This is a genomic window from Massilia sp. CFBP9026 (genome assembly GCF_034045165.1).
In the GTDB taxonomy this organism is placed as follows: Bacteria; Pseudomonadota; Gammaproteobacteria; order Burkholderiales; family Burkholderiaceae_D; genus Telluria; species Telluria arenae.
In genome coordinates this window covers 423651-437913 of record NZ_JAXCWH010000005.1, presented here as the reverse complement: position 1 = coordinate 437913, position 14263 = coordinate 423651, and the positions used below count along the sequence as shown (strand labels likewise).

Below are 14263 nucleotides of genomic sequence, written 5' to 3'. Positions count from 1 at the left end.
AGACTTTCGTGGTGCGCGCACGCCGCCTTACGATGAATGCGGCGCACGGTGTTTACATAAACGAAACGTCCCGAAGGACGTTTCACATGACTACAAGCCGCTACCGATCAATAACGGTAGTGTTCCGGCTTGTATGGGCCTTCCTGGCTCACCGAGATGTAGCTTGCCTGCTCTTCGGTCAGCGTGGTCAGCTGGGCATTGAGCTTCTTGAGCTGCAGGCGCGCCACTTTCTCGTCCAGCTTCTTCGGCAGCGTGTACACGCCCACCGGATACTGCGCGGTGTTCATGAACAGCTCGATCTGGGCGATGGTCTGGTTCGCGAACGACGAGCTCATCACGTACGACGGGTGGCCGGTGCCGCAACCCAGGTTCACCAGGCGGCCTTCGGCCAGCAGGATGATGCGCTTGCCGTCAGGGAAGATGACGTGGTCGACTTGCGGCTTGATGTTGTCCCACTCATATTTCTTGAGCGCGGCGACTTCGATTTCGTTGTCGAAGTGACCGATATTGCAGACGATCGCCTGGTCTTTCATCTTGAGCATGTGCTGCTCGGTGATGACGTGGTAGTTGCCGGTGCAGGTGACGAAGATGTCGCCGTGTTCGGCAGCGTAGTCCATGGTCACGACGCGGTAGCCTTCCATCGCCGCCTGCAGTGCGCAGATCGGATCGATCTCGGTGACCCACACCTGTGCCGACAGCGCGCGCATGGCCTGGGCCGAACCTTTACCGACGTCGCCGTAACCGGCGATGACGGCGATCTTGCCCGCGACCATCACGTCGGTGGCGCGCTTGATGCCGTCGACCAGCGATTCGCGGCAGCCGTACAGGTTGTCGAACTTCGACTTGGTGACGGAATCGTTGACGTTGATTGCCGGGAAGGCCAGCTTGCCTTCCTGGTGCATCTGGTACAGGCGATGCACGCCGGTGGTGGTTTCTTCGGTCACGCCCTTGATTTCTGGCAGGCGCTTCGAGTACCACGACGGATCACGCGCCAGGCGGCCCTTGATCGCGTTGAACAGGCAGATTTCTTCTTCCGAACCTGGCTTGTCCAGCACCGAGATGTCTTTCTCGGCGCGCACGCCCAGGTGCAGCAGCAGGGTTGCATCGCCGCCGTCATCCAGGATCATGTTGGCGTGGTTGTCGCCTGGCCATTCGAAGATGCGGTGGGTGTATTCCCAGTACTCGTCCAGGGTTTCGCCCTTGATGGCGAACACTGGCGTGCCGACCGAGGCGATGGCCGCGGCGGCGTGGTCCTGCGTCGAGTAGATATTGCACGATGCCCAGCGCACGGTGGCGCCCAGGGCTTCCAGGGTGCGGATCAGGACCGCGGTCTGGATGGTCATGTGCAGCGAACCGGCGATGCGCGCGCCCTTGAGCGGCTGGGTCGCGGCGTATTCTTCCTGGATCGACATCAGGCCCGGCATCTCGGTTTCGGCGATGCGGATTTCCTTCTCGCCCCAGGCAGCCAGGGAGATGTCGGCAACGATATAGTCTTGGGAATCTTTGAGTACGGCGTTCATCACGCCCTCCTTTCAATGTTTAGAAAAAAGTAACGTGAGCGCAGTTGCTGGATATCCGAGCCTGGCAAAGAGAGGGTCTTTGTCGCAACGCTCCTCGGAACTGGGTAGTTTAGCACGCTTGACCGGTCGTGGATACCTCGCTGGCGTGCAAATGACTTGGGTTCCCGCCTGCGCGGGAACGACGTGCTTGTGTGCGTGTCCAAAGTCGGTTTATCGACATCTCACACCCTCAACCCACGTCGTTCCCGCGCAGGCGGGAACCCAAGTCCGCCGCGCAGCCCGAACGTTTGCCGGACTGCGACCGCGCCTGCAGATTAGCTCAGACCCGCCGCAGCGCGCAGCTCAGCCGCCTTGTCGGTACGTTCCCAGCTGAACTCCGGCTCTTCGCGACCGAAGTGGCCGTAGGCCGCGGTCTTGCAATAGATCGGGCGCAGCAGGTCGAGCATCTGGACGATGCCTTTCGGGCGCAGGTCGAAGTGCTCGTTGACCAGGGCCGCGATCTTGTCGTCCGGGATCACGCCGGTGCCTTCGGTGTACACGGTGATATTGATCGGACGCGCCACGCCGATCGCGTAGCTGACCTGCACCTGGCACTGGCGCGCCAGGCCGGCGGCGACGATGTTCTTGGCGACGTAGCGCGCGGCGTAGGCGGCCGAGCGGTCGACCTTGGATGGATCCTTGCCCGAGAACGCGCCGCCGCCGTGCGGGGCTGCGCCGCCGTAGGTGTCGACGATGATCTTGCGGCCGGTGAGGCCGCAATCGCCCTGCGGACCGCCGATGACGAAGCGGCCGGTCGGGTTGACCAGGAAGCGGGTTTTATCCAGCCACTCGCGCGGCAGGGTCGGCTTGATGATCTCTTCGATGACGGCTTCTTCGATCTGCGAATGGGTGACGTCGGGGTGGTGCTGGGTCGACAGCACGACGGTGTCGACCGCGACCGGGCGGCCGTCGACGTAGCGCAGGGTGACTTGCGACTTGGCATCCGGACGCAGCCATGGCAGGCGGCCATCCTTGCGCAGCTGTGACTGGCGCTCGACCAGGCGGTGTGCGTAATAGATGGCGGCTGGCATCAGCTCTGGCGTTTCATCGCAGGCATAGCCGAACATCAGGCCCTGGTCGCCCGCGCCTTGGTCCAGATCGATGCCGGCGCCTTCGTCCACGCCTTGCGCGATGTCCGGCGACTGCTTGTCGTAGCAGACCATGACGGCGCAGCCTTTGTAGTCGATACCGAAATCGGTATTGTCGTAGCCGATGCGCTTGATGGTGTTGCGCGCCACCGAGATGTAGTCGACGTTGGCGTGCGTGGTGATCTCGCCGGCCAGCACCACCAGACCGGTGTTGCACAGGGTTTCGGCGGCGACGCGCGCGGTCGGGTCTTGCTCGAGGATGGCGTCGAGGATGGCGTCGGAAATCTGGTCAGCGACCTTGTCCGGGTGGCCTTCGGAAACGGATTCGGAAGTGAAGAGGTAATCGTTCGACATGTAGGCTCCAGTTACTGATTCATAGAATTGCCGCAGCAACTATTGCCTGCGACGCTTTAGCGAAATTTATATTCCGCTTCGCAAGTTGTCTGTTAACTCGGCGGATCCAGCATAAAGTGGTATTTTACGCTTCCTAAGAATTTTGGTGTGGAAACGCATACCGCGCTCGACACCCATCAATCGACATGTTAGTAGTAATTTTCCGAATATTATCTGTTTTCCCCTTGCCAATGCTGCACGCCTTGGGCGGTGCGCTGGGCTGGCTGGTGTATTGGCTGTCGCCGTCGTACAAGCGCCGGCTGCGCGCCAACCTGGCCCAGGCCGGCTATGACGCGCACTGGAAACAGGCCGTGTCCGAAGCCGGCAAGGCCGCGATCGAGCTCGCCTTCGTGTGGTGCGCCAAGCCGGAACGGGTTGCCAGGCATGCCACGGTGGAAAACTGGGAACTGGTCCAGGAAAAACTCGACGCGGGCCGCGGCATTGTGTTCCTCACGCCACACCTGGGTTGCTTCGAAATGACGGCGCAGCAGATCGCGCTCAAGACGGCGTTGACGGTCATGTATCGCCCGCCGCGCAAGGACGCGCTGCGGCCGCTGGTCGAAGGCGCGCGCGCGCGCCACAACCTGCACCTGGCGCCAGCCAACCTGTCAGGCGTGCGCATCCTGGCCAAGACCCTCAAAAGCGGCCAACCGATCGGCTTGCTGCCCGACCAGGTGCCGCAGGAAGGCGAAGGCGTGTGGGCGCCCTTCTTCGGCCGCAACGCCTATACGATGACCCTGCCGGCCAAGCTGGCCCAGCTGGGCAAGGCCGACATCCTGCTGGTGTACGCCGAGCGGCGCCCGGGCGGCGCCGGCTACATCGTGCGCTTCGTGCCGTTCGACGGCGATTTGAATGGCAGCGCCACCGACCAGGCGGCGGCGATCAACCGCGCCATGGAGCAGCTGATCGCGCGCGCGCCGAGCCAGTATTTCTGGAGCTATAACCGCTATAAGCAGCCGGACGGCGTAGCCGGTCCCGACAGCGAGGTTGGAGCATGAGGATTCTGCTTGGCTTCATGTGGCTGCTGCATTTCTTGCCGCTACCCATCCTGGGTCGTTTCGGCGAAGCGATCGGCAGCCTGATGTTCATGATCATGGGCAAGCGCCGCAAGATCACGCTGACCAATCTGCGCCTGACCATGCCTGAACTGAGCGACGGCGAACGGCGCGACATCGCGAAACGGCATTTCCGCGCCTACGCGCGCAGCATCTTCGAGCGCTCGATCCTGTGGTGGGCGCCCGAAGAACGGGTGCGCAGCCTGATCAAGGTCGAGCCGGCGGTGCCGCAGGCCGCGATGGAAGACGGCCCTACGATCCTGCTGTGCCCGCACTTCGTGTGCCTGGACGTGGCCGGCGTCGCCTCGCGCGTGATCCCGGTGTGCAGCATGTACGTGCCGCAAAAGAACGAAGCCTTCGACCGCCTGCTGCGCCATGGCCGCGAACGCTACGGCCCGGTGCGCCTGGTGACGCGCAAGGAAGGCATCAAGCCGATCCTGCGCGCACTGCGCGACGGCCTGCCTTATTTCATGCTGCCGGACATGGATTTCGGCGAGAAGGATGCCGAATTCGTGCCCTTCTTCGGCGTGCAGGCGGCGACCCTGACCGCACTGGGACGCATCGCCGCGACCACCGGCGCCAAGGTGATCCCGGTGATCGCGACCTATCTGCCGAACTACCAGGGCTGGCGCGTGCGCTTCTATCCCGCGTGGGAAAATTACCCGGGCGACGATATGGTCGAGGCGACCCGCCGCATGAACGCCTTCATCGAAGAGCGCGTGCGCGAGGCTCCGGAGCAGTATTTCTGGACCCATAAACGCTTCAAGACCCGTCCGCCGGGTGAACCTTCGCTGTATGATTAATTTATGAAACTGAAATTCACCAAGATGCATGGCGCGGGCAACGATTTCATCGTGATCGACGCCATCAACCAGCAGATCGACGTCGACGGCATCAGCGCTGACCAATGGCAGCGCCTGGCCGACCGCCGCTTCGGCATCGGCGCCGACCAGATCCTGGTCGTCGAGCGCCCGAATGAGGAAGGCGTCGATTTCCGCTACCGCATCTTCAACAACGATGGCAGCGAAGTCGAACAGTGCGGTAACGGCTCGCGCGCCTTCGTCCGCTTCGTGGTCGAGAAAGGCCTGACCCGCGAACGCAGCATCCGCGTGCGGACCATGTCGGGCATCATCAACCCGCGCCTGGAAGACGACGGCAGCGTGACGGTGGACATGGGCGCCCCGCGCCTGGACCCGGCCGAGGTGCCGTTTGACAGCGCCGGACTGGACGGCAAGCCGGAAGGCGAGGAAACGCTGTGGCCGCTGCCGGTCGGCGGCGAGGCCACGCAGATTTCCGTCGTCTCGATGGGCAATCCGCATGCGGTGCAGGTGGTGCACAACGTCGATACGGCGCTGGTGGAACAGACCGGCCCGCTGATCGAACACCATGAGCGCTTTCCCAAACGCGTCAACGCCGGCTATATGCAGGTGGTCGACCGCGGTCACATCCGCCTGCGCGTCCATGAACGCGGCGCCGGCGAGACTTTAGCCTGCGGCACCGGCGCCTGCGCGGCGGTGGTGGCCGGCATCCGGCGCGGCCTGCTCGATTCGCCGGTGCGCGTCTCGGCCCGCGGCGGCGAACTCAGCATCGCATGGGCGGGAGCGGACCAGCCGGTCTACCTCAGCGGACCGGCGGTGTCGGTGTTCGAGGGCGAAGTCGAGATCTGACGCCGCGCACGCAAGATTTGAACGCGTGGGCGGCAAGCCGCCCACCCTACGGTTCTAGCCATCAGGCCGCCAGCTCGATGTCGGCGCCGCCGTCGGCGTCGTTGCCGGGAATCGCCACATTGAGCAGGGTGCGCAGCCGGTACAGGCGCTGCCGATAATTTCCTTCGGGCCCGGTCGGGCCGCAGTCGACCTGTTCGAACAGGCGCACGATGCGGTCCAGCGCCTCGCGCTGTTGCGCCGATTCCACCATCACCAGGCGCCGCTTGCTGCGCCCGTAGCTGGCGCGGATGTCGATGACGAGGCAATGGCCCTGGTCGGCGGCGCCCACGTCCAGCAGCAGCGCCTCGGCGCGCGACAGGTCGAACAGCGCCGCCAGCTCGATGCGCGCGGCCAGCAGCGGATGCGCCGCCAGCGCTTCGGCGTGGCTGGCCAGCAGCCGCCCGGTCTCGGTGTACGGCGCGGCCGCCGCGCGCGGCGCGATCTTGCGCAGCAATTCGACGGCCTCCGGCGAGCCCTGGGCCGCCGCCTGTTGCAGCCAGTAGACGGCGCGCACATCGTTGTTCTCGTTTTCGCGGCGCGCGCGCCAGGCGTTGTGGCCGCATTCGAGCTGGGCATCGCGATACCCCATCTCGGCGGCCCGCTCCAGGTAGCGCTGGGCATCGGCCACGTTACGCTGCGAAAACTCGGGCTTGATATAGATGCGCGACAGCGCATACCAGGCCTCGGCCAGGCCCTGCTCTCCGGCCAGGTTCAGCCAACGAATCGCTTTCTTGAAATTGGCCACTTGCGCGTGGGGCACATGCGCATCCGCGACCGGGCCGCTGGCCGTCGCGCCGCCATTCGTGCAACGCCTGCCATCGACCCGCATGCGCGCGCAGCGCAGCCCCAGCGCCAGTTGTGCATGGGGATCATGCTCGGCCGCCGCAAGCTCCCAGAACACGGCGGGTTCGCCCGGCTGGCAGCGCGCCGCGGCACCTGCACCGGCGTCCAGCGCCGGCAGGCCGCTGACGCCATCGAGCGCCGGGTCGAGCAGGCGCGCGCAGCGCGACAGCAGGGCGATCTCGTCAGGGGCAAAACGACGCATTTCCCCCTGTTCGCCGCGCTCGCCGATCAGCGCGCGCGCCTGCGGCAGCCCGCGCTCGAGATAGTCGTCCCAACGGTGCGCCGTCCATGCCTCGTCGAGCGCCGCGTACTGCGCCGCGCCGGCGCCTTGCGGACGCCGTGCCCGTTCCTGGCCCGGCTGGCCGGCCGACGGGCGCTCGGCGGCGCCGGACGCGGGCGCCGGCCGCGCCGTGCCATTCGACGGCGCCGAACGCGTACCGGGCTGGGCTGCAGACTGCTTGCCTTGCCGCTGCGACAGCAGCCATTGCGCATGCGGGAAGCCGGCGCGCGCCGCGTCCTCGAGCGCCTGCACGGCTTTCGGATGCTGCTGGGATGGCGCTGCCGCCGGATCGAGCACCAGCTGCGCATACACCAGGCCGGCATGCAGGCTGCCGTCGTCATAGGCGCGCTCGTACCACTGGGCGACGGCTGTGGCGTTATGCTGGGCAAGCTCAAGAGGGATATGGTTACCGATCAACTGCCAGGCAGGCGGACAGTCTTGTCGGGCCGCGCGTTCAAGCCAGTGCAGCGCCGTCGGCAGGCTCTGCGGGAGTCCGGCGCTGCCGAACAAATACAGCTTGCCCAGTTCGAGCTGGGCCGCCACCTGCCCGGCGCGGGCGTTGCGAATGATCGCCAGTTCTTCGCGGTTAGCCATCGTTGGAATACATAAAAAAGTGAGTCGGCAACACGCAGCGGCGACGGCATCATGACAGCCCGGCCATGGCGCAAGCCGGCCTGGCGAGCTTGCCAATATACAAGGTATTGACAGGGCCTGTCGCCGCTCATGCAAATTTGGCCAAAGTCTAAGCCGCTGCCGACGGCGATTCGATTCGATTCCGGGATGAGTTGACGGGGCGCAAAGCTGGTTCAAGCGGATGAAACCGGCCGCCGTGGCCGCACGTCATCGAAGCACGCTCGCGGTCGCTTCATGGAAGAACGTCGCCATCCTTTTCTCGGATGCAAAACCCTCGGCTTCGTGCCATGCAGATGGCGTACGTTTCAAAAATACAACAGCACGATTGGATTTATTAGCGATCTACCAAGCGTGCCACTGATAATTGACCAACTAGCCAGCCCTGAAGTTTGAAACAATCAAGGTGAGCCGAGCGGCCGGCCCCGACGCTCTGCATGCGCTCACCTCGATCCTGGGAACACACCGACAATGAAGAAATCTCTCCTGGCCGTGGCACTGCTTGGCGCTTGCGCCGGCGCGGCCCATGCGCAGACGTCGGTGCAGGTCTACGGCAACCTCGATGCCGGCATCGTCAAGCGCAGTAGCGAGAACATCAGCATCGGCAAGCGCGCCGCCAACACCCTCGGCATTCGGGGCACCGAAGACCTGGGCAATGGATTCAAAGCCCTGTTCCACCTTGAGATGCGTTACGAGCCGGATACCGGCAGCAGCGAGATCGGTCCCGGCGGCAATCAGCGCCAGCTGTTCCAGGGCCAGAGCCGGGTCGGCCTGCAGGGCGACTTCGGCATGCTGCGCATCGGCCGCGGCCTGACCCCGTTCCATGAAACCATCGGCAACTTCGAACCCTTCCATGCGATCCCGACCGCGGGCGGCTTCTATACCGACCTGAGCGTCGCCGGCTACAGCTCGCAGCCGCTCGACCCGGTCGGCTCCTCGGGCAACCGCTGGTCGAACGCCATCTGGTACAACTCGCCGATCGTCAATGGCTTCCAGCTCAACACCGCGATCGCGACGGAGGAAAACAACGGCGGCGTCGCCGTGATCGGGCGCGGCAGCGCCGGCGCGCCGCAATATCCGGCCGGCGCCGAGGCCTCGGCCAATCCGTTCTCGGTCTCGGCCACCTACAGCAACGGCCCCGCCGCCCTAATGGCGGCCTATGAGCGCAATGCGATCGAATCGAAGGTCTGGTCGGTCGGCGCCTCGGTCCAGGCGACCCCGGAACTCAAGCTCATGGGCACGTTCACCAGGCTGGACGAAGACCATACCCGGGTCTTCAACAACGAGACCAGCTCGTGGGTGCTGGGCGCCAACTATGTACTCGGCCCTGGCAAGTTCCTGGCGGGCTATGGCCAAAAAGATACTGACGGCCTGGAAAAGGTCAGGCAGCTATCGCTGGGCTATGAATACAGCCTGTCGAAGCGCACTTATCTTTACATCGATGCTTCGCGCAAGAAGGGGCTGCTGACCAGCCCGGGCAGCGTCAACCAGTACGACATCGGCATCAACCATTCGTTCTAGCGCAAGCGGGAGCGGCGCCTCCCCATCGCGCTCCATGTAGTGTTTTCACAACGCCTGATCCTCCACGGTGCATCCGCGAACGAGCGTTCTGTACAGTGCGCCATGGCAATGGCATATTGGCAGAGCGAGCTCAAGCATCGCGACAAGAAAATAATATGGAGACACGATGAAGAAAAGCCTGATCGCCGCCCTGCTCGGCGCTACGTTTGCATGCTCCGCCCTGGCCCAGACCAGCGTCCAGATCTACGGCATCGCCGATGCCGGCGTGATGTGGCAAAAAGGTGGTCCGACCAAAATTTATAGCGGCGGCGCCGACGGTTCGCGCCTCGGCATCCGGGGTAGCGAAGACTTGGGCAATGGCTACAAGGCCATCTTCAATGTCGAAGCCCGTGTCGAACTCGACAACGGTTCGCAGCAGCCGGCCCTGATGAACGACAATCCGGGCGTCTACCTGCTGCGCGGCATGAACCAGATTCCACAAGCCATCCGCGACCGCCTGCAGGCGGCGATCCAGCCGCCGGGCGCGCCGGCCGTCAACCAGGAAAAAGCCCTGTTCGACCGCACCTCGATGGTCGGCCTGATCACGCCGATCGGCGCCGTGATGCTGGGCCGCATGTACACCCCGGGCTACGAGGTGTTCAATATGGCCGACGCCTTCGAGTCGGGCACCGCCGGCACCTGGGGCCACATCACCGGCGGCACCGCCGGCTTCACCGCGCTGGGCGCCGACATCCGCTCGCAGGAAGCGATCCAGTACCGCATCGCCCTGCCGAACGGCCTGGGCGGCTCGGTCATGTATGGCGCACGCAATTCCGGCTACCTCGGCCGCTATCACAAGTTCCGCGCCGGCGCGATCACCTATAAAGCCAATGGCTTCGACGTCGGCGTCGGCTACAACCACGGCTACGACATGCAGAACCTGCCGAGCCTGCGCACCCTGACGGTCGGCGGTTCCTATACGCTGAACGAGAGCTGGAAATTCTTCGCCGGCTTCCACAGCCAGCGCAACAAGAATTCGGCGCTGCTGCCCGATTACCTGGCCGGCTGGAACCAGGCCGTGGTGCCGGCGCTGATCGCACAAGGCGTGCCGGAAGCCACCCGGAATGCCCTGCTCGGCATTTTCCAGACCAATATCAAGGCCAACACCCAGCAGGACGCGAACAGCTACCAGATCGGCGCCCACTACCGGATCGGCAACGGCCGCATCGTGGCCTCGTACGCGCACCAGAACGACCGCACTCCATCCAACAGCGACGCCAACCTGTATGCGGTGGGCTACAACTACTACCTGTCCAAGCGCACCGACCTGTACACCGCGCTGGCCTTCATCAAAAACGACAACGAGGCGCAGTATTCGCCAGGCACCTCGGGCAATCCGGGCGGCTTCACCGAAGCGCCGGGCGCCGACGGCCGCGCCCTGCAATTGGGCATCCGTCACCGCTTCTGACCGTTTCACGCTCTCCGGAAAGACGCCTGCGGGCGTCTTTTTTTGTCGTCCGTTAAAACTCCGGCGCCATGCCCGCGTCGGGTAAAATGGTCCGATTCATTCCCTCACTCAATTCCCCATGAGCATCGCACCACTGGACGCCAACGCTGTCGCGCAATACCTGATCGATCACCCGCAATTCTTCCAGGAGCACGCCGGCCTGCTGGGCGAAGTAAAACTCTCCAGCCCCCTGACCGGCCGCGCCGTGTCGCTGCAGGAGCGCCAGATGGAAGTGATGCGCGATAAATTCCGCGCGCTCGAACTGCGCCTGTCCGACCTGTCGCGCCGCGCCGAAGAGAATGCCGGCATCGCCAACCGCTTCCACGCCTGGACCCAGGCCCTGCTGGTGTCGAAGGGTGGCGCTGCCATGGCGCGCGACCTGGCCGACGGCCTGCGCACCCATTTCATCGTGCCGCAAGTCACCCTGCGCCTGTGGAACGTGGCGCCGGAACATGCCGGTGAATGGTTCGCCCAGGGCGTGTCGGACGACGCGCGCATCTTCGCCAACAGCCTGCGCGCGCCGTATTGCGGCCCAAACAACGATTTCGAGGCGGTGCGCTGGCTGGACGATGCGGAATCGATCCGTTCGACTGTGATGCTGCCGCTGGGCCAGCCGGGCCAGAGCTTCGGCCTGCTGGTGCTGGGCTCGCCCGATCCGGCGCGCTTCACGACCGCGATGTCGACCGATTTCCTGGTCCACATCGCCGCCACCTCGACCACCGCGCTGGCGCCGCTGCGCGCCTGAGCCAGCGGCCATGGACTGGGTCGCGCGCTACCTGGGCGAACTGGCTACCGGGCGTCAGCTGTCGCCGCACACGGTCGACGCCTACCGCCGCGACCTGGCCGAGCTGGCCGCCCTGGCCGGCCACGACGACTGGGCCCGGCTGACCCATGTCGATATCCGTCGCTACGCCGCCAGGCTGCATGCCGGCGGCCAGTCGGCGCGCACGATCGCGCGCAAGCTGTCCGGCTGGCGCGGTTTCTATGCCTGGCTGTCGAACCAGACCCCGCTGGCAGCCAATCCGGTCGACGGGGTGCACGCCCCGAAACGCCCGCGCAGCCTGCCCAAGGCGCTGGCCGTCGACGATGCCGTGCAATTGATGGATGCAAATACGCGCGGCCACGCCGAACCCTTCGAGCTGTGCAACCGCGCCATGTTCGAGCTGCTGTATTCGAGCGGCTTGCGGGTGTCGGAATTGTCCGGGCTGGACGTCGCGTGGCAGGATGCGCGCGCCGGCCAGCCGGCCTCGCTCGGCTGGCTCGACTTGCAGGCCGGCGAAGTGGTGGTCACCGGCAAGGGCAACAAGATGCGCCGGGTGCCGGTTGGCGGCCCGGCGCGCGAGGCGCTGGCGGCCTGGCTAGCGGTGCGTCCCGCCGCGCGCGACGGCAGCGCCGCCCTGTTCCTGTCGGCGCGCGACACCCGCATCTCGCCGCGCGTGGTGCAGAACCGGCTCAAGGAACATGCGCTGCGCGCCGGCACCCCGGTGCATGTGCACCCGCACGTGCTGCGCCACTCCTTCGCCTCGCACCTGCTGCAATCCTCGGGCGACCTGCGCGCGGTGCAGGAATTGCTCGGCCACGCCAGCATCACCTCGACCCAGATTTATACGGCGCTCGATTTCCAGCACCTGTCGAAGGTGTATGACGCGGCCCATCCACGCGCCAAGGCCAAGTGATCGCACGGCCGGCGTAGGCGCGCCATTCCGGCCACATTGTCCGGTGGTTGGTTTGAACTCGATCAACACCAAACACGCTTGATGGTGAGCTTGCAAGAATTGCGGCATAATCCCCCGGTTCTTTTGTCCAACCCCCAACACGAGTAGCGAACCAATGGACCTGATTCCCAGCACCATCCTGACCGGCTTCCTCGGCGCGGGCAAGACGACCCTGCTCAACCGCATCCTGCAGGAAGATCACGGCATGCGCATCGCCGTCATCGAGAACGAATTCGGTCAAGAAAATATTGACAACGAAATCCTGGTGCAGGATTCGAGCGAGCAGATCGTCGAGATGAACAACGGCTGCATCTGCTGCACCGTGCGCGGCGACCTGATCGTGGCCTTGACCAGCCTGGCGCAGAAACGCGCCGCCGGCGAGATCAGTTTTGATCGCGTGGTGATTGAAACCACCGGCCTGGCCAACCCCGGCCCGGTGGCCCAGACCTTCTTCGTCGACGAAGAAGTGGGCGCCAACTACCTGCTCGACGCCGTGGTGACCGTGGTCGACGCCCGCCATGCGAATGAACAATTAAACCAGCACGAGGAAGCCCAGCGCCAGGTCGGTTTCGCCGACAAGATCCTGCTGTCGAAGACCGACCTGGTCGATGCCGCCGCCGTCGAGGCCCTGAAGGCGCGCCTGCACCGCATCAATCCGCGTGCGCCGATCGCGACCAGCGACTTCGGCCGGGCGCCGATCTCGGACGTGCTCGACCTGCGTGGCTTCAACCTGAACGACAAGCTGGAGCTGGATCCGGATTTCCTGCAAGTCGAGGAAGCTCACGACCATGACCATGAGCACGGTCACGACCACGATCACGCCCATTGCGGCCACGACCATGCACATGGCGAAGCCTGCAACCACGATCATCACCACGGCCACCACAGCGACGACATCGCCGCCTTCGTGTTCAAGAGCGAGCGCGCTTTTGACCCGGAACGCCTGGAACAATTCCTGGGCAGCCTGGTGCAGGTATTCGGTCCGCAAATGCTGCGCTATAAAGGCGTGCTGCGGATGGAGGGCGTCGACCGCAAGGTGGTGTTCCAGGGCGTGCACCAGATCATGGGTAGCGACGTGGGACCGAAATGGGGCGAGAACGAGACACCCGCCACCAAGATGGTCTTTATTGGTAAAAATTTACCAAAAGACGTATTTGTCCGCGGACTTGAACAATGTTTGGTATAAACTGTATCGGTTTGACCGGCCTGTTTCAGGTTACATGACGACCCGTTGCGACAGTTTGTCGCGACCGACTCGCCGGACGGACCGGTGCGCTATATACTAGCCGCCAGCCTGCTGTAGCGAACTGTCCTTGCTGCATATGCGGCGCGGCCAGAGAAGGGATGGCGCCAGGTCGCCATCAAGGCAGCTTGACTCACGCACACCTTTCCCGGGTGCAACTGTTGGCAAGCTGATAAAATGAAAACCTCTGTCGTATCGAAGGCATCATGACTAAAACAACGAAATCCACTACCGCCCAGCCTGAAGATCGCCTCCTGACGGAAGAAGAGATCCGGGCGATGAGCGATGACGACTACATGAATCCGGCCCAGCTCGCGTTCTTCAAGAACCGCCTGCAGGAACTCGAGAAGGAACTGCTGAAAAACGCCGGCGAAACCACGGAACACCTGCGCGAGACCGTGCTGGTTCCCGATCCGGCCGACCGTGCGACGATCGAAGAAGAACACGCACTGGAACTGCGCACCCGCGATCGCGAACGCAAACTGCTCAAGAAGGTCCAGCAGTCGATCCAGTCGATCGACGGCGGCGAATACGGCTGGTGCGAAGAAACCGGCGAGCCAATCGGCATCCCGCGCCTGATCGCCCGCCCGACCGCCACGCTGTCGCTGGAAGCCCAGCAGCGTCGTGAGCTCAAGCAAAAACTGTACGGCGACTGATTTATCGCTGTAGCCATCAAAAAAAGCATGCGAGATATCGCATGCTTTTTTTGTATCCGCGTCCGTTTTTCTGCATGACCGCGCACGT

12 protein-coding genes and 1 riboswitch are annotated in these 14263 nt (G+C 64.1%); of the genes, 9 read left to right on the top strand and 3 right to left on the bottom strand.

The genetic code is table 11. The features are described 5' to 3' along the window. Positions 1–107 precede the first annotated feature (107 nt). Both ahcY and metK read right to left on the bottom strand, forming a co-directional pair. Positions 108–1520, bottom strand: a complete 1413-nt coding sequence (gene ahcY, locus SOM28_RS15275; RefSeq protein WP_320468622.1) for an adenosylhomocysteinase — start codon at positions 1518–1520, stop codon at positions 108–110. Between the two features lie 29 nt (positions 1521–1549). Next, positions 1550–1622, bottom strand: a riboswitch (S-adenosyl-L-homocysteine riboswitch). A gap of 212 nt (positions 1623–1834) precedes the next feature. Further along, positions 1835–3001, bottom strand: coding sequence for a methionine adenosyltransferase (gene metK / locus SOM28_RS15270; protein ID WP_123068280.1), 1167 nt, complete (start codon positions 2999–3001; stop codon positions 1835–1837). Positions 3002–3180: 179 nt separating this feature from the next. On the opposite strand from metK, the gene SOM28_RS15265 reads away from it, so the two are divergent. From SOM28_RS15265 to dapF, 3 genes are read left to right on the top strand one after another with little or no spacing between them, the layout of a single operon-like run. Next, positions 3181–4038: a lysophospholipid acyltransferase family protein gene (locus SOM28_RS15265; protein ID WP_267874128.1), complete on the top strand. Its 858-nt coding sequence runs from the start codon at positions 3181–3183 to the stop codon at positions 4036–4038. After that, a complete protein-coding gene (locus tag SOM28_RS15260) occupies positions 4035–4898 on the top strand; it encodes an LpxL/LpxP family acyltransferase (RefSeq protein ID WP_123068278.1) in 864 nt (287 codons plus the stop codon). The genes SOM28_RS15265 and SOM28_RS15260 overlap by 4 nt, the downstream gene beginning before the upstream one ends. A gap of 3 nt (positions 4899–4901) precedes the next feature. Further along, positions 4902–5762 carry a diaminopimelate epimerase gene (gene dapF, locus SOM28_RS15255; protein WP_320468621.1) on the top strand — a complete coding sequence of 287 codons (861 nt, stop codon included), beginning with the start codon at positions 4902–4904 and terminating at the stop codon, positions 5760–5762. A 61-nt stretch (positions 5763–5823) separates the two neighbouring features. Here dapF and SOM28_RS15250 read toward each other — a convergent pair whose 3' ends face one another. Then, positions 5824–7518 carry a tetratricopeptide repeat protein gene (locus SOM28_RS15250; RefSeq protein WP_320468620.1) on the bottom strand — a complete coding sequence of 565 codons (1695 nt, stop codon included), beginning with the start codon at positions 7516–7518 and terminating at the stop codon, positions 5824–5826. Between the two features lie 507 nt (positions 7519–8025). Here SOM28_RS15250 and SOM28_RS15245 point away from each other — a divergent pair. The 6 genes from SOM28_RS15245 (at position 8026) to dksA (ending at position 14175) form a co-directional block, all read left to right on the top strand. Further along, positions 8026–9075 carry a porin gene (locus tag SOM28_RS15245; protein WP_123068275.1) on the top strand — a complete coding sequence of 350 codons (1050 nt, stop codon included), beginning with the start codon at positions 8026–8028 and terminating at the stop codon, positions 9073–9075. 166 nt (positions 9076–9241) lie between these two features. Continuing rightward, the gene (locus SOM28_RS15240) at positions 9242–10522 is read left to right on the top strand and encodes a porin (protein ID WP_123068274.1); all 1281 of its coding nucleotides are present in this window, start codon (positions 9242–9244) and stop codon (positions 10520–10522) included. Positions 10523–10640: 118 nt separating this feature from the next. Beyond that, positions 10641–11306: a DUF484 family protein gene (locus SOM28_RS15235; protein WP_208281475.1), complete on the top strand. Its 666-nt coding sequence runs from the start codon at positions 10641–10643 to the stop codon at positions 11304–11306. 10 nt (positions 11307–11316) lie between these two features. Continuing rightward, on the top strand, positions 11317–12237 hold the full coding sequence (gene xerC, locus SOM28_RS15230; protein WP_320468619.1) for a tyrosine recombinase XerC: 921 nt from the start codon (positions 11317–11319) through the stop codon (positions 12235–12237). Positions 12238–12391: 154 nt separating this feature from the next. Further along, positions 12392–13462, top strand: coding sequence for a CobW family GTP-binding protein (locus SOM28_RS15225; protein WP_320468618.1), 1071 nt, complete (start codon positions 12392–12394; stop codon positions 13460–13462). Positions 13463–13725: 263 nt separating this feature from the next. Further along, positions 13726–14175 carry an RNA polymerase-binding protein DksA gene (gene dksA / locus SOM28_RS15220; RefSeq protein ID WP_123068270.1) on the top strand — a complete coding sequence of 150 codons (450 nt, stop codon included), beginning with the start codon at positions 13726–13728 and terminating at the stop codon, positions 14173–14175. The last annotated feature ends 88 nt before the right edge of the window (positions 14176–14263 follow it).